The sequence below is a fragment of the Streptomyces phyllanthi genome (assembly GCF_009377205.1).
GTDB classification, from domain to species: domain Bacteria; phylum Actinomycetota; class Actinomycetes; order Streptomycetales; family Streptomycetaceae; genus Streptomyces; species Streptomyces phyllanthi.
Genome location: NZ_VJZE01000028.1, coordinates 1 through 19,632, shown reverse-complemented (window position 1 = coordinate 19,632; position 19,632 = coordinate 1). Strand labels below are relative to the sequence as shown.

Annotated in this window: 18 protein-coding genes; 7 read left to right on the top strand and 11 right to left on the bottom strand. The window is 71.5% G+C overall.

The genetic code is table 11. The features are described from left to right. Positions 1 to 34 precede the first annotated feature (34 nt). From FNH04_RS07020 to FNH04_RS07005, 4 genes are all read right to left on the bottom strand, one after another. Positions 35 to 1,501 (bottom strand): FG-GAP repeat domain-containing protein, encoded by a 1,467-nt coding sequence (locus FNH04_RS07020; protein WP_152781428.1) that lies wholly within the window; start codon positions 1,499 to 1,501, stop codon positions 35 to 37. 135 nt (positions 1,502 to 1,636) lie between these two features. Continuing rightward, positions 1,637 to 2,320 carry a response regulator gene (locus tag FNH04_RS07015; protein WP_152781427.1) on the bottom strand — a complete coding sequence of 228 codons (684 nt, stop codon included), beginning with the start codon at positions 2,318 to 2,320 and terminating at the stop codon, positions 1,637 to 1,639. Positions 2,321 to 2,329: 9 nt separating this feature from the next. Beyond that, positions 2,330 to 3,589, bottom strand: a complete 1,260-nt coding sequence (locus FNH04_RS07010; RefSeq protein ID WP_152781426.1) for a zinc ribbon domain-containing protein — start codon at positions 3,587 to 3,589, stop codon at positions 2,330 to 2,332. Positions 3,590 to 3,747: 158 nt separating this feature from the next. Continuing rightward, the gene (locus FNH04_RS07005) at positions 3,748 to 4,200 is read right to left on the bottom strand and encodes a DUF4442 domain-containing protein (protein WP_194236584.1); all 453 of its coding nucleotides are present in this window, start codon (positions 4,198 to 4,200) and stop codon (positions 3,748 to 3,750) included. A gap of 170 nt (positions 4,201 to 4,370) precedes the next feature. On the opposite strand from FNH04_RS07005, the gene FNH04_RS07000 reads away from it, so the two are divergent. Together FNH04_RS07000 and FNH04_RS06995 are read left to right on the top strand one after the other, a co-directional pair. Beyond that, on the top strand, positions 4,371 to 5,369 hold the full coding sequence (locus FNH04_RS07000; protein ID WP_152781453.1) for a hypothetical protein: 999 nt from the start codon (positions 4,371 to 4,373) through the stop codon (positions 5,367 to 5,369). 157 nt (positions 5,370 to 5,526) lie between these two features. Continuing rightward, positions 5,527 to 6,849 carry an MFS transporter gene (locus FNH04_RS06995; RefSeq protein WP_322722689.1) on the top strand — a complete coding sequence of 441 codons (1,323 nt, stop codon included), beginning with the start codon at positions 5,527 to 5,529 and terminating at the stop codon, positions 6,847 to 6,849. On the opposite strand, the gene FNH04_RS06990 is transcribed toward FNH04_RS06995, so the two are convergent. Both FNH04_RS06990 and tuf read right to left on the bottom strand, forming a co-directional pair. Then, the gene (locus tag FNH04_RS06990) at positions 6,811 to 7,656 is read right to left on the bottom strand and encodes a spermidine synthase (RefSeq protein ID WP_322722688.1); all 846 of its coding nucleotides are present in this window, start codon (positions 7,654 to 7,656) and stop codon (positions 6,811 to 6,813) included. The genes FNH04_RS06995 and FNH04_RS06990 overlap by 39 nt on opposite strands. 63 nt (positions 7,657 to 7,719) lie before the next feature. Next, a complete protein-coding gene (tuf, locus tag FNH04_RS06985; protein ID WP_152781423.1) occupies positions 7,720 to 8,910 on the bottom strand; it encodes an elongation factor Tu in 1,191 nt (396 codons plus the stop codon). A 699-nt stretch (positions 8,911 to 9,609) separates the two neighbouring features. Between tuf and FNH04_RS06980 the strand changes: the two genes are divergently transcribed. After that, the gene (locus tag FNH04_RS06980) at positions 9,610 to 10,380 is read left to right on the top strand and encodes a TVP38/TMEM64 family protein (RefSeq protein WP_152781421.1); all 771 of its coding nucleotides are present in this window, start codon (positions 9,610 to 9,612) and stop codon (positions 10,378 to 10,380) included. 31 nt (positions 10,381 to 10,411) lie between these two features. Here FNH04_RS06980 and FNH04_RS06975 read toward each other — a convergent pair whose 3' ends face one another. The 3 genes from FNH04_RS06975 to FNH04_RS06965 form a co-directional block, all read right to left on the bottom strand. Next, the gene (locus tag FNH04_RS06975; protein ID WP_322722692.1) at positions 10,412 to 11,026 is read right to left on the bottom strand and encodes a cupin domain-containing protein; all 615 of its coding nucleotides are present in this window, start codon (positions 11,024 to 11,026) and stop codon (positions 10,412 to 10,414) included. Between the two features lie 136 nt (positions 11,027 to 11,162). Further along, positions 11,163 to 12,098, bottom strand: coding sequence for a DUF6807 domain-containing protein (locus FNH04_RS06970; protein ID WP_152781419.1), 936 nt, complete (start codon positions 12,096 to 12,098; stop codon positions 11,163 to 11,165). After that, on the bottom strand, positions 12,095 to 13,294 hold the full coding sequence (locus FNH04_RS06965) for a Gfo/Idh/MocA family protein (protein WP_152781417.1): 1,200 nt from the start codon (positions 13,292 to 13,294) through the stop codon (positions 12,095 to 12,097). Before FNH04_RS06965 ends, FNH04_RS06970 begins: the two co-directional genes overlap by 4 nt. A 372-nt stretch (positions 13,295 to 13,666) precedes the next feature. Between FNH04_RS06965 and FNH04_RS06960 the strand changes: the two genes are divergently transcribed. The 4 genes from FNH04_RS06960 (at position 13,667) to FNH04_RS06945 (ending at position 17,313) form a co-directional block, all read left to right on the top strand. Beyond that, positions 13,667 to 14,542 (top strand): undecaprenyl-diphosphate phosphatase, encoded by an 876-nt coding sequence (locus FNH04_RS06960; RefSeq protein WP_152781415.1) that lies wholly within the window; start codon positions 13,667 to 13,669, stop codon positions 14,540 to 14,542. A 249-nt stretch (positions 14,543 to 14,791) separates the two neighbouring features. Further along, positions 14,792 to 15,763: an ABC transporter ATP-binding protein gene (locus FNH04_RS06955; protein ID WP_152781413.1), complete on the top strand. Its 972-nt coding sequence runs from the start codon at positions 14,792 to 14,794 to the stop codon at positions 15,761 to 15,763. Continuing rightward, the gene (locus tag FNH04_RS06950; protein ID WP_152781411.1) at positions 15,760 to 16,611 is read left to right on the top strand and encodes an ABC transporter permease; all 852 of its coding nucleotides are present in this window, start codon (positions 15,760 to 15,762) and stop codon (positions 16,609 to 16,611) included. The genes FNH04_RS06955 and FNH04_RS06950 overlap by 4 nt, the downstream gene beginning before the upstream one ends. A gap of 522 nt (positions 16,612 to 17,133) precedes the next feature. After that, on the top strand, positions 17,134 to 17,313 hold the full coding sequence (locus FNH04_RS06945) for a hypothetical protein (protein ID WP_152781409.1): 180 nt from the start codon (positions 17,134 to 17,136) through the stop codon (positions 17,311 to 17,313). A gap of 102 nt (positions 17,314 to 17,415) precedes the next feature. On the opposite strand, the gene FNH04_RS06940 is transcribed toward FNH04_RS06945, so the two are convergent. Both FNH04_RS06940 and FNH04_RS06935 read right to left on the bottom strand, forming a co-directional pair. Continuing rightward, complete coding sequence (locus tag FNH04_RS06940; protein WP_152781407.1) at positions 17,416 to 18,558, bottom strand: PP2C family protein-serine/threonine phosphatase; 1,143 nt, start codon at positions 18,556 to 18,558, stop codon at positions 17,416 to 17,418. Positions 18,559 to 18,931: 373 nt separating this feature from the next. Next, positions 18,932 to 19,525: a DUF4291 domain-containing protein gene (locus tag FNH04_RS06935; protein ID WP_322722687.1), complete on the bottom strand. Its 594-nt coding sequence runs from the start codon at positions 19,523 to 19,525 to the stop codon at positions 18,932 to 18,934. Positions 19,526 to 19,632: the final 107 nt, after the last annotated feature.

Here is a 19,632-nt window from a genome sequence, read left to right as displayed (position 1 = left end):
CCCCGACAAGACCGATCAAGCTCACAAGGGGGCCCTAGGAGCGCTGAGCGAGGCCCGCCGCAGCGAAGGACGCCGTGTCCCGGGAGGTCGTGCCGTCGGTGATCCACCAGTGCGTGGGGTCCAGGCCGTACAGGCCGAACAGGGTGCCGGCCGCCCAGTTGAGGATCAGCTCGTCCTTGCCGTCACCGTTGAAATCGGCGGCCCCTGCGGGCCGGGTGTGGCGCCATTTCGCAGGTCCCTTCCGCACGTTGCGCTGGACCGGGGTGCGCCTGTCGCCGTCGATGAGGGTGGCACCTTCGTACGTGGCGACCAGGATGCCGTCACGGCCGTCGCCGTCCGGGTCGGCGGCCACGAAACCGCCGGGCCCGTAGTCGGTGCCCGCCCCCTCGGGCACCTCGGGCAGTCGGTACGTGACCGGTTCGCCGCCGCTGCCGGGGTACACAGCGAGCGATCCGGCGACTTCGGGCTCCTCCGTCTCGTAACCGGGCTCGTCGTTGCGGCCGCCGTCATCCCCGACTGCCACATCGCGCAGCCCGTCACCGTCGAAGTCACCGAACGCGCGAGCGTTGCCCTCGCGCAGCTGCTTGCCGTTCGTGGACAGGCCGGTGCCGCGGCGGGCCGGGTAGAGGATGTTGCCGGACTGCTCACCGTCGTTTGGCTCGTGAAGCAGCAGGGAGGTCGCGCGCGGCTCGCCGGACGGGTCGATGGCGTCCACGACAAGCCTGCCCTCCGTCAACGGAAGGTCGGTACTGGTGCGAGCCGGAGCGCCGGACCGGGTGAACGGGCCGTACAGCACCACCAGGGACGACCGGTTCTTCGCGATGCCCGCGAGATCGTGGTGCCCGTCCCCGTCGAAGTCGCCGCGCTCAACGGACTCCAGGCCCATCTTCGATGCGCTCTGCGGCAGCCGTACCTGGGGTGCCCCGGCCCTCGCCCTGGGCCCGTCGGGTCCGCCCCAGGTCACGTAGGGGACGGTACGTACAGTGGAGTACCCCTGCTCCTCGACGCTCTCGCCCATGACGGTCGTGACGAAGTCCGGGAAGCCGTCGCTGTCCAGGTCGGCGACCGTTTCCGGGGCGAGCGGGTTACTCTCGGCCGCTTCCTCCGGCCGTTCCGGCAGGCCCAGGTCGCGGCGGCTGTGGACCGTGCGCGTCGAGGGGTCGAGTCCCTTCGCCGAGCCGTAGAGCACGGCGACCCGTTCACCGCCGGGGACGGGCACCACGAAGTCGCGATACCCGTCGCCGTTGATGTCGTCGGGGTCCTTCGACCCCTTCCCGGGAGCGGGCGCCCGGCTCTCCGCGGGGGCGCCGGGCACCGGAACGGAGGTCTCCTGGACGCGGCCGTTCGACGTCTTCGTGCCGGTCGGCGCCCGGCTCTCGGCGGGCGCGCCGGACACCGGGGCTTCGTCGCCCGTTCCGCCACCACCGCATCCGGCGAGCGGAGCGAGCACCACGCAGGCGGCGCAGACAGCGAAGACCGGCAAGGCGGTACGAGACTTCATGCGCCTCACCCTCACATCCCGCGCCGCTCCGACTCCAGCAAAACGGGACGACTGTTGCCCGGTTGTTGGCCAACCGACTGACGCCACATACCGGTTTCCCTGTACCGGTTTCCCTGTACTGGTTTCCCTCGCGCCTCACCTCTCGAAGCGATACCCCATCCCCGGCTCCGTGATGAAGTGCTTGGGATGCGACGGGTCCGCCTCCAGCTTCCTGCGCAGCTGCGCCATGTAGACCCGGAGGTAGTTCGTCTCCTTTCCGTACGAGGGCCCCCAGACCTCTTGCAACAGCTGCTTCTGGCTGACCAGGCGGCCGGTGTTGCGCACGAGCACCTCCAGCAGGTGCCACTCGGTCGGCGTGAGCCGTACGTCCGCGCCGCCGCGGTTGACCTTCTTGGCGGCCAGGTCGACCGTGAACTCCTCGGTCTCCACGACGACGTCGTCCTCGCCGCCGCCGGTGGGCTCGGCGCGGCGGACGGCTGCCCGCAGCCGGGCGAGCAGCTCGTCCATGCCGAAGGGTTTGGTGACGTAGTCGTCGGCGCCCGCGTCGAGCGCCTCGACCTTCTCGTCGGAGGTGTGCCGGGCTGACAGCACAATGATCGGAACCCGGGTCCAGCCGCGCAGGCCCTTGATCACCTCGACACCGTCCATATCGGGCAGACCCAGGTCGAGGACCACCACGTCGGGGTGGCGGGCGGCGGCGAGCTGAAGCGCGGTGGCGCCGTCGTGCGCCGCGTCGACCTCGTAATTGCGCGCTCTGAGGTTGATCACAAGCGCGCGCACGATCTGTGGCTCGTCGTCGATCACGAGCACCCGGGTCATGAAGCGTCTCTAATCGGCTTGGGTTTCCTGGGTGGTCCCGGGTGTTCGGGACCGTCCTTGTGGGTGACTCGGCCGCGGCCATCCTGGGATGGGGGTGGTGTGGGCGTGGCGGCGGAAGCCTGCCCCGAGTCTAGCCCCGTCCGGCCGGTGTAGCCGGGTGGGGGTGCCGATTGTGGCCGGTCCCTGCTGCCGTGCACACTGCTGGCTGCGGTGTGTTGGGTGCGTGGGGGTCCGCCCCGCCGGACGCTTTTCACCCGGCCGCGCCCTGGTGGGGGTGCGGTGGCCGGGTGGGGCGGGGACCCTGCGCCGCTTCCCGGGCGCGGGGCGTTTTGCTGTGGGACGGCTCTTGGTGCGGTCCCGAATCTGGTGCTGGACCTGGCTTGCCCGGTCCAGGGCCTCAACCACGCTGCGGATCACAAGGGTTTTGCTGGAGCGGTCGAGATGCGTGGTGTGCTGGTGGGTCAGGCCGCGGGTGCCGATCCTCTGCCAGGCGGCGTGGTCCCGGCCGGTGCTGTACCCGCACGCCCCGTTCCGGCAGGTGGCCCATGCCCAACCCGCCGCCCGGTCGTCTGGCGCCTTGTGGTGGCGGAATGCGGTCAGGCAGCGCGGGCAGTACGCCGACGTCCCGCGTGGCGGCACGATCACCACGGCGATGCCCAGGGCGGCGGCGGTGTGCCGGGTGTGGGTGACGATCGCGCCGCGCACGGTCTGCGACAGGCGGGTGTTGAGGGTGCGGCCCTTGCCGCGGGCTTCCATGTCGCGGAGGTCTTCGAGGTAGATGACGCTCGCCCCGGCAGCGACCGCGTGATCCACCATGAAACGGGCGGCGGCCCTGGCCAGAGCCGCGTTCAGCCGGGTCCGGCGCCGCGCGATCCGCTCCCACTCCGCCTGCAGGACCGCGAGCTTCGCCACCAGCCAGGGGCTGGGGCGCATCCCGCGCTCCTGCCGGGAGGCGATCAGGATCCGCAGCCGGTCGATGCGCGCGCCGATCCGCTCTGCGTGCAGGCGCAGCCGGTCGGCCTTGGCCAGCACTCCGGCGGCGCGGAAGGACAGCGGCTGTCCGCCGGTGAGCACGCGGGGCTGGGTCTCACCGGTGAGGTGGAGGGTGCCGCCGGTGAGGAGGGTGTTCAGGTCCCAGTCGAAGGCCACCGCGATGTGGTGTCCGGCCCGCTTGGGCTTCGGCGTGGCCAGGGCATAGGACACGTCCAGCAGCAGCCGTCCTGCTCGGACGCGCAGGGTGGGCGTGCACAGTACGGCGTGGGCAGGCACGTGGGGTGGCAGGCGGAAACGGATCCGCACCGGATGCCAGTCCCTCCGGGATACCGGATCGGGCCGCACCGGCAGCCGCACGGTCAGCACCCCGTACCGGAAGGGATCTTCCGGGCGGCCGGCGCCGTCGGTTCTTCCGACGCCGCAGCCGGATCGGCTCAGCCGTTGGGCCGGAGCGTCCAGATGACGGTCATCTCGCCCGTCACCGCGCCGTCGCCACGCCGGATGCTGACGGAGACGGGGAACTCGGGCCGCTGACCGGCGTCGAGTTCGGCGACGACCTCGGCGGCGGGGCGGCCGAGCGTCGCGGTGGCCGTGACGGACCCCATGGCGAGCTTCTTGTACGCGATCTCGGCGCTGACCGCGAGCGGTACGGCACGGGAGAGCTGCTCCCCGAACGCGGCGAGCACGATCGCGCCGCTGGCCGTCTCACCGAGCGTGAACATCGCTCCGGCATGCGGCCCGCCGACGTGGTTGTGGTACTCGCTCCGGTCCGGCAGCGCCACCACGGCCTTGTCCGGAGTGGTCTCCCGGAACTCCAGGTTCAGGGTCCTGGCCATCGGCACCGTGGCGGCGAGCATCTCGCCGATCGTCATCTGGTCTGCGCTCATGGCCCGGATGTTACCCGCGAGTAGGGACCGTTGGCCAGGGCTGCCGGACGATCGCCGCACCGCGTCGGCCCGGGATTCCGCCTGTCGCCTCCCACCGGGCCATGACCGGTACATGGCTGACGAAAGGAAGTGACCGAAACGTGTCGCAGGCGGGACTAGGGTTGCTGCGCATGTGGCCAGGACAGCAGCAGCCGCCCGGGGGCGAGCAGAACCCGCAGGACCAGAACCCGTACCAGCAGCCGGGTTACCAGCAACCCAATCCCTACCAGCAGCCCGGGTACCAGCAGCCCAACCCGTACGGGCAGCCGCAGTGGGGCGCGCAGAGCCCGGTGGGCGCTCCGCAGCCGCCGAGCGGTGGCGGTGGGGGCGGCGGCTGGAACAAGACGAAGATCACCGCGATCGTGGCGGCCACGGCCGTCGTGGTCGCGGCCGGCGTGACCGGTTTCCTCGTCCTCGGTGGCGACAACGACGAGCAGGCCGGGGGCGACAAGGGGAAGACGTCCCCGAGCGCGTCCACGTCCCCCAGCGCGTCGGCGTCCGAGGGCACCTCGCGCGGCACCGACGAGGAGAAGCCGACCATCGCGGGCTGGAAGGTCGTCGTCAACCCGAAGTTCGGCACGATGTTCGACGTTCCCGCCGACTGGGAGGTCGAGAACGCCGGCACGAGCGTCGGCTTCGAGTACGAGGAGGACGGCAAGACCGAGGCGACCACCGTGAACGCACCGGCGTACCTCAAGCAGAAGTGGTGCACGAGCGACAGCGACAAGGACGGCCGCGAGGAGAGCAAGGCGCTGGCCGTGGCCGGAACGCGCGGCGAGAACGGCGCCAAGGACACGGACGAGGCGGCCGAGACCCGGGTGCCCTGGTGGATCTTCGGCGGCTACACACAGCCGGACAAGAAGAGCGTCGAGTTCACCAAGCCGAAGGCGTACGTCACGGATTCCGGTCTGAAGGGGAGCGTCGCCACGGCCTACTCGGTCGACTCGCCGCAGAAGGGGAAGTGCGCCACCGACGGAAAGGCCATCACCTTCGCCTTCAAAAACGGCGCGGGCGACTTCGTGACCTGGAACCTGTACGGCGTCAAGGGAGTCGACGAGGAGATCCCGGAGGCCACCATCCAGAAGATCCTGGGCACCGTGCGCCTCACCGAGAGCGAGCCGACGGGCTGAGACGGGGAAGCGGGGAACGGACGCGTCGTCCGGCACGTCATCTGACGCGTCGTCCGGCACGTCCGCCCGACGCGTCATTCGGAACGTCCGCCCGACGCGCCGGATCGGGGCCGAAAACGCGTTGGCAAGTCGCCCCCGCGGCAGCGATAGTCGGCCGGTGACCTCCGCCTCCTTACGCCGCCGCCCCGCCGGGGCGGGCCGCAACTACACCCTGCTGACCGCCGCCGCGGTCGTCACCAACCTGGGCAGTCACGGCGCCCTGATCGCCTCCGCGTTCGCGGTCCTGGAGGCGGGCGGCGACGGCGGCGACGTCGGCCTGGTCGCGGCGGCGCGGACGCTGCCGCTGGTGCTGTTCCTGCTGATCGGCGGCGCGGTCGCGGACCGGGTCCCCCGGCACCGCGTGATGGTCGCGGCCAACACCCTCAACTGCCTCTCGCAGGGCGCCTTCGCGGTCCTCGTCCTGACCGGCGACGCGCGACTGTGGCACATGATGCTGCTGTCCGCCCTCGGCGGCACCGGACAGGCGTTCTTCAACCCGGCGGCCGAGGGCATGCTGTTGTCCTCGGTCACCGCCGAGCAGGCGGGGCGTGCCTTCGCCCTGTTCCGCTTCGCCTCGCAGGGCGCGACGTTGAGCGGTGCGGCCCTCGGCGGTGTGCTGGTCGCCGTGATCGGGCCCGGCTGGGTACTCGCGGTGGACGCGGTGGCGTTCGCGGTCGCCGGAGCGCTGCGGGCCTTCCTGGACGTGAGCCACATCCCGCCGCGCGAGGCGGGAGGCGGCCTGCTCGCCGATCTCCGGGACGGCTGGCGGGAGTTCACCGGACGCACCTGGCTGTGGTCGATCGTCGTCGCGTTCGCCCTGGTGAACGCGGTCATCGTCGCCTCCGAGGCCGTCTACGGTCCCCAGGTTGCCCGGCACAGCCTGGGCGGGGCGGGCCCGTGGGGCCTGGCACTGGGCCTGTACGCGGCCGGCAACGCGGTGGGCGCACTGCTGATAGCCCGCTGGAAACCTCGCCGCATGCTGCTCGTGGGCGTCCTCTGCGTCTTCCCCTTCGCCCTGCCGTCCGCCGCGCTCGCCGTACCGGTGCCGGTCGCCCTGCTCTGCGGGGCGATGTTCGTCAGCGGTGTGTCGATCGAGGTGTTCGGCGTCATGTGGATGACCGCGCTGCACCAGGAGATCCCCGAGGAGAAGCTGTCCCGCGTCGCCGCGTACGACTGGTTCGGTTCCGTGTCGCTCGTGCCCGTCGCCACGGCGCTCGCGGGCCCGGCGGAGAGCGCCGTCGGTCGTCCGGCCGCCCTGTGGGGCTGCTCGGCCCTGGTCGTGGCGGCGACGGCGGCGGTGCTGTGCGTGCGGGACGTACGGACTCTGACGCTGCGGAGCAGGCCGGTGCTCCAGGGGCAGCAGGGCGGCGGAGCCGGGCCGAAGCCCGTCCCGGCCGAGGGGTCAGCCGATACCGAAGGCCCCGTCGGGCGGCTCGGGTGACGGTACGGCGTCCTCCTCGCCCACCGGTGCGGCGGTACCGATGAAGTCGCGGAGCGCCCTGCCGTGTTCGACCCGCGCCGGGAAGGCGTCGGCGGCGGTACGGCGGGCGAGCGTGGCGGTGTCGAGCGGGTGGTGGGCGGCGAGGAGCACGGCGTTGCCGAAGCGCCGGCCGCGCAGCACCCCGGGCTCCGCGATCAGCGCCACCTCCTCGAACACCGTGCGGAACGTGGCGAGCTGGGATCGGAGAAAGGCGAACGGCGCCGCGTCGGCGAGGTTGGCCAGATAGACGCCGTCGGCGCGCAGCACCCGCGCGGCGGCGCGCGCGTACGCCACGGTCGTCAGGTGCGCGGGGACCCGCGAGCCGCCGAAGACGTCCGCGATCAGGACGTCGGCGGAGGCGGCCGGAGCGGTTTCGAGCCACTGCCGGGCGTCCGCTCCGTGCAGCGCGATGCCCACGCCCGCAGGCACGGGCAGATGCTCGACGACCAGGTCCAGCAGCCCGAGGTCCGCCTCGACGACATCCTGCCGCGAGCCGGGCCGGGTCGCCGCGACATACCTCGGCAGGGTCAGCGCGCCCCCGCCGAGGTGCAGCACGTCGAGCTCCCGCCCGGGGTCGGCGACCGTGTCCAGCACATGCCCCAGCCGCCGCGCGTACTCGAACTCCAGATGCGTGGGCGCGTCCAGGTCGACGTACGACTGCGGTGCCCCGTCGACCGTCAGCAGCCAGGCCCGCTCCCGGTCGACGTCCGGCATGAGCTTGGCGGTCCCCTGATCGGTGACGCGGGTGACGGGTATGGGCTCGTTCACGGGGTCCATTGTGCCGTCGTGCGGGCTGGTGCCCGCCCCCGAGGGGACGGGCACCCCGTGCGCTCAGCTCACGGACGTCACGGTGCCCGCGCCGACCGTACGACCGCCCTCGCGGATGGCGAAGCCGAGCCCCGGCTCCAGAGGCACCTCACGCCCCAGTTCGACCGCCATCGCGACCGTGTCACCGGGCCGCGCGACCGCCGCCTCACCCAGGTCGACGTCGCCCACCACATCCGCGGTGCGGATGTAGAACTGCGGCCGGTAACCGCTCGACACCGCGGTCGTGCGACCGCCCTCACGCGCCGACAGGACGTACACCTGTGCGGTGAAGCGCCGACGGGGTACGACGCTGCCGGGCGCCGCCACGACATGCCCGCGCCGGACGGAGTCCCTCGGGACCCCGCGCAGCAGCAGCGCCACGTTGTCCCCGGCCTGCGCCTCCTCCATGGGCTTGCCGAAGGTCTCCAGCCCGGTGACGACCGTGTCCAGTCCGGCGCCGAGCACCTCGACCCGGTCGCCGACCCGGATGGTCCCCCGCTCGACCGCACCGGTCACGACCGTGCCGCGGCCGGTGATGGTGAGCACGTTCTCCACCGGCAGCAGGAAGGGCGCGTCCAGGTACCGCTCGGGGATGGGCACATACGTGTCCACCGCGTCGAGCAGCGCCTCGATGGCCGCCGTCCAGCGCGCGTCGCCCTCCAGGGCCCTGAGCCCGGAGACCCGTACGACGGGTACGGAGTCGCCCCCGTATCCGTGCGCGCTGAGCAGTTCCCGGACCTCCAGCTCCACGAGGTCGGTGAGCACGGTGTCCTCGCCGTCGTCGACGGCGTCGGCCTTGTTGAGCGCCACCACGATGTGGTCCACGCCCACCTGCCGGGCGAGCAGCACGTGCTCGGCGGTCTGCGGCATGATCCCGTCGAGCGCGGAGACGACGAGGATCGCCCCGTCGAGCTGCGCGGCCCCGGTGACCATGTTCTTGACGTAGTCGGCGTGGCCCGGCATGTCGACGTGCGCGTAGTGCCGGGTGTCGGTCTCGTACTCGACGTGCGCGATGTTGATGGTGATACCGCGCGCGGCCTCCTCCGGGGCGCGGTCGATACGGTCGAACGGCACGAACACCGTGCCGCCCTCGGTCCCTCGCTCGGCGAGGACCTTGGTGATGGCGGCGGTCAGGGTGGTCTTGCCGTGGTCGACATGGCCCATCGTGCCGATGTTCAGATGCGGTTTCGTGCGGACGTAAGCCGTTTTGGGCATGGCGATACCTCGAAGCCTCTCAGTGGTGCTGAGTGATGGCCCCGGCGCGGGAACGCGACCGGGGCGGGGACCCCAAGGACTTGCCGACCCTCCCCCTGCGGGGTCCGCCGGACGATCCGGGGAGGGTCAGCTTCGGGCGCCGTCTGCGGCGGCCACGACGATCAGAACGGCAGCCTTCGGGGCATCCGCGAGTGCCGCGGATGCTGCGAGGGCGAAGGCGTGCCGGAACATGCCGTCGATCATCGCCGACGGGTCCGCGCACGTCGAATGGTTTTCGGTGGACGGCCGTGCGGACGGGAATCAGGACGAGAGATGCTTCACATGGCGGGTCGTGCGTCGTCGGTGCGGTGGCGACGCGGTGCCGGCGAAGGGGCGGTGCACGCGCCCTGTGGATCCGCGCGGCGCGCGGGAGGTCCGGTAGGGGCCGGCAAGATCTTCGGGAGCGGCGTCCGCGCCGATGCGTGCCCATCGCACCTGGTCAGGGCCGGTGAGCCCGCAGTGGGGCGCTTCCACGCGTGTCTCGCTGCGGCCGGTTCCCGGCGGGAGGCGGCGATGTACGCCGTGGTGATGCGTGTCAACGCGACGTCCGCCGGGGAGTCGTGTGCCCCTCCGATGGGCGTATCCGGCGTTCCGTTTCCTGTGTCGCCGTTGAGACGAACCGTACGGCGATCACACACATTGGTCGGTTAGTGTCGCCGGATGCTCGATGCCACCACCCGCTCTGGAGGCACCTCCACGGCCGTTCCCCGGACCGCCGTCGCGGAGCTCGCCGTCGCCACGGCCGTCACACCGACGGGTCTCGCCGCTCGCTGCGGCAGAGTGCTGCTGTCACCGTGGGCGCGGTTCGGGCTTCTGCTGTCGCTGCTCGCGGGTGCCGCGTCGACCGTGTTGCTGTTCGAGCCCCAGCGGCTGCTGGCCGACGGCTGGCCGCCGCAGCTCGGCGGTGCCGCGGCGGCCCTGGTCTTCGCGGTGGCGTACGGGCTGTGCACGGTCGCGTTCGTGCCCCGGCCACTGCTCAACCTCGCGGCGGGCGCCCTGTTCGGCTCGCAGCTCGGGCTGGGCGCGGCGCTCTCGGGCACGGTCCTGGGGGCGGGGATCGCGTTCGGCCTCGGCCGGATCCTGGGGCAGGACGCGCTGCGGCCGCTGCTGCGCGCCCGCTTCCTGAAGGCGGCCGACGGGCAGCTCAGCCGGCACGGGTTCCGCTCGATGATGGCCTGTCGGCTGTTCCCCGGGGTGCCGTTCTGGGCGGCGAACTACTGCGCGGCCGTCTCACGCATGGGCTGGCTGCCGTTCCTGCTCGCGACGGCGCTCGGCTCGATCCCGAACACCGCCGCGTACGTCGTCGCCGGCGCCCGCGCCTCTACACCCACCTCGCCCGCCTTCCTGATCGCCATGGGGTGCATCGCGGCACCGGCCCTGATCGGCGCGGTCGTGGCCTGGCGCAAGCGCCACCACCTGCGCGGGCGCTGAGCCCTTGGGCCGCCCGCACGCATGAGTCCCGTCAGGCTGTCCCCTTGTACACGTTGAGCCGTCCGCACATCCCGAACTTCCCGTACGCCGACGGCTGCTCGGCCCGTACGAGGGCGTCGGAGAGGTGGGCCGGGTCGCCCCGCTCCAGCCGGTCGAGCTGGTCGCCCGTGGCCGCGGCGGCCGCCCGCGCGCCGCGCTGCCAGCGCTCCCGCCACTCGGCGAGCCGGGGCCGTACCAGCGCGGCCGCGGCCCGGTGGAAGGCGGCCAGGGGCTCGGGCCCGTCGGCGTCGCGCAGCGCCCGGTAGCCCTCCAGGGCGAGGTCGCGCCGGGCGCGTGCGATCCGCTCCTGCTCCTCCTCCGGCGCGTCCACGGGGATGGCCGTGGCCGCGGCGTACGTCTCCGGGTCGGTGAGGTGCTCCGGGGGCAGGGTGAGGACGGCGTCGCCCGCCTCCGGGAGTCCGTTGTTCTGCATGAGGACGGTGATGCGCAGATCGTCCTCGTTGACGAGCCGGTGGATGGTGCCGGGTGTGAACCAGGCGACCGTGCCGGGCACGAGGGGCGTCACCTCGTACCCGGACGCGGTCAGGGTCTGCACCGCGCCGCTCCCGCCCGTGACGACGTACGCCTCCGAACAGGTCAGGTGCATATGGGGGGTTCCGCCGCAGACCCCGTCCGCGGCGGGCCAGTCGTAGACGGACAGGTGGGAGACGGCGACGGCTCCCGGCAGCCCGGTGAATTCCACGGGGCTCACCTCCCGTACTTCTCGCGCTCGTTGAGAAGGCTCACCACGGGTGCGCCTCCAGGTACTTGGCGATCTCCTCCCGCTCCCAGGCCCCGTCGGCCACGACGATCCGGTAGCGGCGGGTGAACGTGTCGCCCGGAGCGAGCTCCATCTCGTCGAAGAAGGCCCAGGAGGGGGCCACGGCGGCGAAGGGCTCGTTGCGGACGAACCAGTGGGCGGGGTGGGCGCCTGCGGAGCCCGTGTGGTCGTTCTCGGGGGCGTGGGCGAAGACGAGCGTGGCGTGCCCGTCGGTGCCGTCGTGCTCCCCCGAGTAGGCGAGCCAGGGGGTCTGCTCGCCCATCAGCTCGGGGCCTTCCGCGTCCGGCCCGATGATCCGCCCGTCCCGGAAGGCTCGCGGCCCCCGCCAGAACAGGCCGGTGTAGCCCGCCATCTGACGCCCGGCGGTGGTCGGGCTGCCGAAGCGCAGCGGCTCGTCCCGCCGGTTCGTCACGGCGCTGGTCCAGGTGAACGCCCAGGAACCCGCCGCCGGATCGACGTCGTGCACCTCGATCCGGCGCTCCTCGTCGGCCCACAGCTCGCCGGTGTACGGATGCCAGGTGAGCCGCTCGGCGATCACGGCCCGGGTGCTGTCCGAGGCGACCTCGTCGAAGGCGACATGGGCCATCGACCCCACCCGCTCGGGGAGTTCCAGATACCCGTCGCCGTGCACGTACGTGTTGCCGCCCCACAGGTTTTGCCCGGACAGGTGCGAGGCCGTCAGCTGAAGGCCCTTGTGCCAGCGGTGGTCGTTGGGCCGGTAGTCGGTGACGACGTCGCCCGCCAGGGTTCTGATCGGGTGCAGATACGGCTTCGGGGACTCCCAGGCCGCCTCGGGCCGGTAGACGTAGGCGAACAGTTCGACGCCGGTGGTGGGTTCGGTGACCGTGACGCGGTCGCCGTGGGCGTGGACGACACGCAGCCCGTCGTGGAACGTCATGCGGAGATCTCCTCGCTCGGGGCGGACGCGGACGCCTCGGTCACCACGGGGGCCCAGCCGGGCGCACCGCCGTGCAGGGCGGTGTAGTAGGGGTCGCCGGGCCCGATCTCCCCGGCCCGTACGGTCGTGTCCGTGAACGCCGACTTGTAGAGCGCGGTGATCAGCTCCAGGCTGGTCCGCCCGTCGGCGCCGCTGCTGCGCGGCCGCTCTCCCGCGCGCATGCTCGCGACCAGCTCCCGCAGCTGTGCCAGGTGCGAGCTCGGCACGTCCGCGCCGAAGTCCTGCCAGGCCGCCATGTCGGCCTTCGGGACGTCGGGGGCCGGAGTGATCCGCCAGTTCTCGTTCTTGTGGCCGTACAGGTGGGTCAGTTCGACGGTGGCGCGCTCGCAGTCGATGCGGATGCGGCTGACCTCGTCGGGGCTGAGGACGCTGTTCACGATGGTGGCCATCGTGCCGTTCTCGAAGCGCACGAGCGCGGTGGAGACGTCCTCGGTCTCCACGTCGTGGACCAGACGCCCGGCCATGGCCCGCACCTCGCTCCACGGCCCGAGGAGGTCGAGCAGGAGGTCCATCTGGTGGATGCCGTGGCCCATCGCGGGCCCGCCGCCCTCGCTCTGCCAGCGGCCGCGCCAGGGCACGGCGTAGTACGCGGAGTCGCGGTACCAGGTGGTCTGGCAGTGCGCCACCAGCGGGCGCCCCATGGCCTGCTCGGCGATCAGACGCCGTACGTGCCGCGCACCGGAGCCGAAGCGGTGCTGGAAGACGATCGAGGCGTACGGTCCCCCGTCGGTGCCCTCCTCCGCCTCCACGGCGTCGAAGTCGGCGAGCGTGGGCACGGGCGGCTTCTCGCACCACACCCAGGCGCCGGCCCGCAGCGCGGCCACGGTCTGCTCGCGGTGCAGGGTCGGCGGGGTGCAGATGGAGACCAGGTCGGGCCGCTGCTCCGCCAGCATCCGGTCGAGATCGGTGTACGCGTGCGGGACGTTCCCCGCCTCGCAGAACGCCTTCACCGCGTCGGCGTCGATGTCGACCGCGGCGACCACCTCCGTCTCGCCCTCGGCGGCGAGTTCGGCGAGCGCCGTCAGATGGCTGCCGCGGGCGATGGCACCGGTGCCGATGATCGCGGCCCGGATACGGCGGCCGTTCAGCGGGGCCTCGGGGCGGTTCGGGCTCGGGGCGTTGCTGGGTGTGGGCATGGACGTGATCAGCACTCCATCGAACGTGACGTCAACGCTGGTCAACGCCTGTTGGCTCCGGAAGACTCCGGCGGCAGCAAGCGCTTTCCCCTCCTGCTGCAACGTATGTGTGGACATAGTGACGGGTCAACACCGCAGCCGTCCTCACTCCGCCCCCCGGCCGGACCGTGATCCGCGTCGACGGCCGACCTGGGCATCCGCGAGCGGGGGACACCCGAGGACACCTTCGCCCCGGCCGCCCGGGACCGCCCCCGTGGCAACCCTGTCATCCTGGGACGCTACGCTGCCCCTCAACACCCGTGATCAGACCGCAACGCGGTCACGGCGTGTCCGTCGGCCCTCCCACGAGCAGCGCTTGGACCACCTAACTCCATGTCTTGGTTTGAATCCCTCGTCCTCGGACTCGTCCAGGGGCTGACGGAGTTCCTCCCCATCTCCTCGAGCGCACACCTGCGCCTCACCGCTGCGTTCTCCGGCTGGGAGGACCCCGGCGCGGCCTTCACGGCGATCACGCAGATCGGCACCGAGACCGCGGTGCTGATCTACTTCCGCAAGGACATCGCGAACATCCTCTCGGCGTGGTTCCGCTCGCTGGTGAACAAGGAGATGCGCGGTGACCACGACGCGCAGATGGGCTGGCTGGTGATCGTCGGCTCGATCCCCATCGGTGTCCTCGGCGTGACGCTCAAGGACCAGATCGAGGGGCCGTTCCGCGATCTGCGCCTCACCGCGACGATGCTGATCGTCATGGGCATCGTCCTCGGTGTCGCGGACCGGCTGGCGGCGCGCGACGAGGCGGGCGGGAAGCACCGGGCGCCCAAGCAGCGCAAGACGCTCGAGCAGCTGAGCGTCCGGGACGGCCTGATCTTCGGCGTCTGCCAGGCGATGGCGCTGATCCCGGGCGTCTCCCGCTCCGGCGCCACGATCAGCGGCGGCCTCCTCATGGGCTACAGGCGCGAGGCCGCGGCCCGCTACTCGTTCCTCCTCGCCATCCCGGCGGTGCTCGCCTCGGGCGGCTACGAACTCAAGGACGCGATGGAGGGCGGCCACGTCTCCTGGGGGCCGACGATCTTCGCCACGATCATCGCGTTCGTGGTGGGTTACGCGGTGATCGCGTGGTTCATGAAGTTCATCAGCACCAAGTCGTTCATGCCCTTCGTGTGGTACCGAATCATCCTTGGCGTGGTGCTGATCGTGCTGGTCAGCATGGGTGTACTGAGTCCTCACGCGGCCGAGTCGGCGGGCTGATCCGGGCGACGGACCGCCGGTTTCCGCCAGCGGGGACCCGTGCTCCGACCGGGAACGTTCGCCGGGCGGGTGGAACAGGGTGAGATATCCGAACCGTTCGGTAATGTGTTCGTCCGGGAGGGCCCGAACGGCTGCTGCCAGGGGGCAACGGCAGCCACAGCCGTAGCGACGTCCCATGACCACGGACGTCGGCACGGACTCCGGCCCCTTGATCCCGGAGGACGGACCACAACAGACGGGGGAACACCGATGACGACCGCTCACGCCTTATCCGGGGCTGGGAGCAGCCCACCGCCAGAGAGCGACACGGTCATCGACGTACGGGATCTGCGGATGCGCTACCGCAGCCAGGACGTGTTGAAGGGTGTCGGCTTCACGGCCCGGCGAGGCGAAGTCGTCCTGCTGCTCGGCCCGAACGGCGCGGGCAAGACGACCACGATCGAGGTCCTGGAAGGCTTCCGGATGCGCTCGGCCGGTGACGTGACCGTCCTCGGCACCGATCCGGCCGACGGGGACGAGCGGTGGCGTGCGCGCCTGGGCATCGTGTTGCAGTCCTGGCGCGACCACGGCAAGTGGCGGGTGCGGGAACTGCTGGCCCATCTCGGCTCGTATTACGCGCCGTACTCCACCGCCCTCGTGCGGCGGCCGTGGGACGTCGACGAGCTCCTCGCCGCAGTGGGACTGACCGAGCAGGCGGACAAGCGGGTCGGAACCCTGTCCGGCGGGCAGCGCAGGCGTTTCGACGTGGCCGTCGGCATCGTGGGCAGACCCGAGGTGCTGTTTCTGGACGAGCCGACGGCCGGCCTGGACCCGGAGGCGAGGAACGAGTTCCACGGCCTGGTACGCGGGCTGGCGGACGAGAACACCACCGTTCTGCTGACCACGCACGACCTTGCCGAGGCGGAGAGGCTCGCCGACCGGATCCTCATTCTGGCCGGTGGCCGGATCGTCGCCGATGGCTCCGCCGAGGAGCTGTCGCGGCAGGCATCGGCCGAGGCCACTGTGCGCTGGACGCGGGACGGGCGGCCCTTCGAGAAGGCGACGGCCGAGCCCACCCGGTTCGTCCGTCGGCTGTTCGAGGAGCACGGCGAGGCGATCGGCGGGCTGGAGGTGCGCCGGGCGAGCCTGGAGGACACCTACCTGACGATGGTGCGGGAGCTCGAGGCGGGGAGCGTTCCCGATGAGCGGGCGGTGCACGCTTTCGGGGAGGGATCGCGATGAGTCCGGTGTGGTACGCCGCGGTAATAGGGGTGCGGCGCGGTTGGACGGAACTCCGGCAGACTTTCACCACCGGCCAGGACGTGTTCGGGTACGTGCTCTGGACGGTTCTGCTCATCGTGCCGCTGTTCCTGGTCAGGGACGATCCGCTGAAGGGCGCCGGCATCTCGACCGGCGCGTTCATGCTGCCGAGCATGTTGGGGATGACGCTCGCGTTCACCGGGATGATGACCACGGCCCAGCTGCTCGCGACCGAGCGTGAGGACGGCACCCTGCTGCGGGCCAAGGCCGTGCCCCACGGCATGGTCGGCCACCTGGTCGGCAAGATCATCATGGTGTCGGGGACGGCTCTCGCCTCCATGGCACTCCCCTTTGCCGTTGGCGTGTTCGTGGTGGACGGGGTTGCCCGGCAGGGTGGCGGAGCGTTGCTGACGCTGGTGTGGGTGGTGCCGCTGGGTCTCCTGGCCACCCTGCCGATGGGCGCTGTCATCGGCTCACTCGTCGACAGTCCGCGCACCATCGGTTTGCTGATGCTTCCGGTGATGGGACTCGTCGTGATCTCCGGGATCTACTTCCCTCTGTCCAAGCTGCCCGAGTGGCTGCAGACCGTCGGGCAGATCTTCCCCGTGTACTGGCTCGGCCTCGGTCTCCGCGCGGCGCTGCTGCCGGCCGATGCGGTCGCCGCCGAGATCGGCGAATCCTGGCGGCACCTGGAGACAGCGGGAGTGCTGGGTGCCTGGACAGTCGCCGGGCTGCTCCTCGCACCATCCGTCCTGCGCAGGATGGCCCGCCGCGAGTCCGGGGCCGCGATGGCGGAACGGCACCGGAAGGCGATGCAGCGGGTCGGTTAGTGCTGTGCCGGGGCGTTGTCGGCCCGGCACGGGCCATCGGCGACCGCGTCCGATGGCCCGGCACGGGCCATCGGCGACCGCGTCCGATGGCCCGGCCCGGGCCATCGGCGGCCGCGTGCGCGCCGAGCGTGAGCGGCAGAAGCTCGCCCAGGAGCAGGTGATCCTCACGGCCCGCGTCGACCGCGTCACCGGTCCCCGGCGTGCGCGGCGACGCTGACCGGGGAGCGCAGCCCGAGGACGACCGCGACGACCAGCCGGGCGACGGCGAGCAGGCAGACGATGTTCGTGGTCCAGGGCAGGCCTTCACGGACCCGGCGATGAGGGCCAGGCCGTCGGCGCCGGGGCCTCCGAAGACTGCCGCACCACCTCGACGTGTACGACGGCATCGGAGCCGGTGATCCCGGCTGAAGACCCCGGCGAAACGACCGCCGAAGACCCGAACTCCCCACCGTGACCAACTACATACGACGTGAGTAGCCGCGCGGTAGCGCACCGTCAGTCGTTGCCCCTACGCTGTTGCGCATGTCCCCCGATTCCATGACCCCTGGTTCCGTGCGGTCCGCTGCCGACGTAAACGAGCAGATCCGAGCGCTGTGGACGCGCGCGGGAGGTTCACTGTCGGAGCAGGAGAGGGCTGAGTACGAACTGCTGGTCGTCGAGTGGGCGGCGGCGATCCGCGGAGAGGTCATCGAGGCGGCGTGAGCGCCACCGGTTGAGCGGAAGGCCACCGGCCGGACACCAGGGCCACGGGATGCCCGAGCGACGAAAGCCGCTGCCAGGCTCCCGCGCCGGCGGCCGACCCGGTCAGGTACCGTCCCGCTCCAAGGCGATCATCGCGGTGTCATCCGTCAGGTGGCCCGAAGTGTGGTGGAGCAGTCTCTGGTGCAGTTGCTCGAGGAACTCCCTCGGCGTGCGGGTGTCCACCGCCTGCATGGCCTCGGGAAGAGCGAAGAAGTCCTTGTCGCGGTTGCGGGCCTCGATCACGCCGTCGGTGTACAGCAGCAGAAGGTCCCCCGGTACGAACGGGTGGCTCTCCACCTTGGCGGGAAGGCCGGTGGCGAACTCCTCCAGACCGAGGGGCGGCAGGGGTGAGGCGGACGCCAGGGCGTGCACCCCGGCGCCGCGCAGCACCAGTGGAGGAGGGTGTCCGCAGTTCACCACCTCGACCACGGGTTCGTCCGGCACCTGAGCCACCAGCGCCGTGACGAAACCCTCCACCAGGTCGGGGTCGTCGCCCCCCGCCCCGACGGCCGTGTCCGGCCCCGCGTGCTCCCGCCGCAGCGCGGCCGAGCAGTGGTTCATCACCGCCACCAGCTCGTCCTCGTAGTGCGCGGCCTCCCGGAACGCGCTCAGGACGGCCGCCGCCGAACGCACGGCGTCCAGTCCCTTGCCCCGGACGTCCCCCACGATCACCCGGACTCCGTACGGGGTCTGCACCGCCTCGTACAGGTCGCCACCGATCTGCGCGCCCCTCTCGGCCGCGAGGTACATGCTTGCCGCACGCACCGGGCCCAGACAGTCGGGTACGGGCCGCAGGATGACCTCCTGCGCCGCCGCGGCGATCCGGCGGACCTGGTCGAGCTCGCTCTGCCTACGGGTACGGACGGCGTTACTCGTCGTGACACTGGCCACGGACACCACGAGCAGACCCAGCAGGTTGCTGTAGATCTGCGTGCCGCCCCAGGCGTCGTGCAGGGTGGCGGTGGTGAGGCTGACACCGAGGGCCCCGGCCGCCGCGGACAGCGTGCCGAGGGGACCCATCGTCAGCGAGGCCAGCGCCGGCATGGCGGTGAGGAGGGGCCCCGTGTACAGATCGTGTGCGGGCGTGAGCTCGATCCCCAGACCGATCAGCACGATCACGAACGGCACGCACTGCGCCAGTCTCAGGACGACCCAGCCATGACCGCTCGCCCCCGGTCGAGCAATTGCGCGGAAGAGCGACGGCATGGTCTCAGCCTTGCTCCGCGGAGCTCAATGTTCCACTCCACCGGTTCGCCGGGGCCGCGCGGTCACGGACGCGGACGGCCCGGCAGGTCGTGGATCTCGCGGGCGAGCCGGGTCACTTCGCCGATGGCGGCCTGGCCGCCTCGGGCGTGGTCGTCGCCCGTCGCATCGTCCGTTCCACGTGCGTACGGAAGCCGCGCGGCTGACGGCCGGTGACGCGTTGGACGGTGTCGGTGGTGCGGCCCTCGGCTCCTTCCGCGTTCGCTCGGCCCGGGCCGGCGAGCATCGCGGCGTGTTTGGACGGCATCGTCGACGCCAGGTGATCGCGCGTCCGCTCGTACGTCGGCTGCCGGACGGATCCGCCTCAGGTATTCGGTCAGGGACGGAGGTGGGACAGCAGGTCGTCCCCGGCAGGGTAGGGGCGCTCCTGGGGGAGCAGCCGGGCGGCGGCGTCCCGGTCGCCGCTCCTGACCAGGGCGTGGATCTCGTGGGCGAGCGGAGTCACATCGCTGATGGCGACCGTCCACTCGTCGGCGTACCGCCGTGCGGCCTCACCGGAGAGACCGAGTTGCAGGGAGCGGTACGGCAGGGATTGCAGGTGCAGGTTCCGCTCGGGATCCCATTGGACGCGCGTGGGTGCGCGCCTGAGCTGACGCTGCCAGGTGACCTGGTCGGGGTGCAGCCCGCGGACGTAGCTCGACAGGCACGCGTGGCGCAGGGCCCACTCGAAGCCCTCCCTGCTGATCTCGATGGCCAGCACGGTCTCCTGGCCCTCCTTGGTGCCCCAGCCGCAGCGGTACATCATCCACAGGAAGGACGGCTTGATCCATGTCATCCGGTCCCGCTTCCACGCCGCCGGAAAGCGCCCGGAGCTCGCGGCCGGGCCGCCGATCTCAGGTCGGTAGGCCTGGTAGACGGTGACGGTGGAGGGCGTATGGCGGGCACGGACACGGAATCGGGGCTCGGTCACGGGCGACCGCGCCTCCCCGACCCCCGCTAGTTGATCGTTCATGCACTCAGCGTCGGCCGTGAAGGCACTCCGCTGCCACCGAATATCCCCCTGCAGACCCCTTGGCG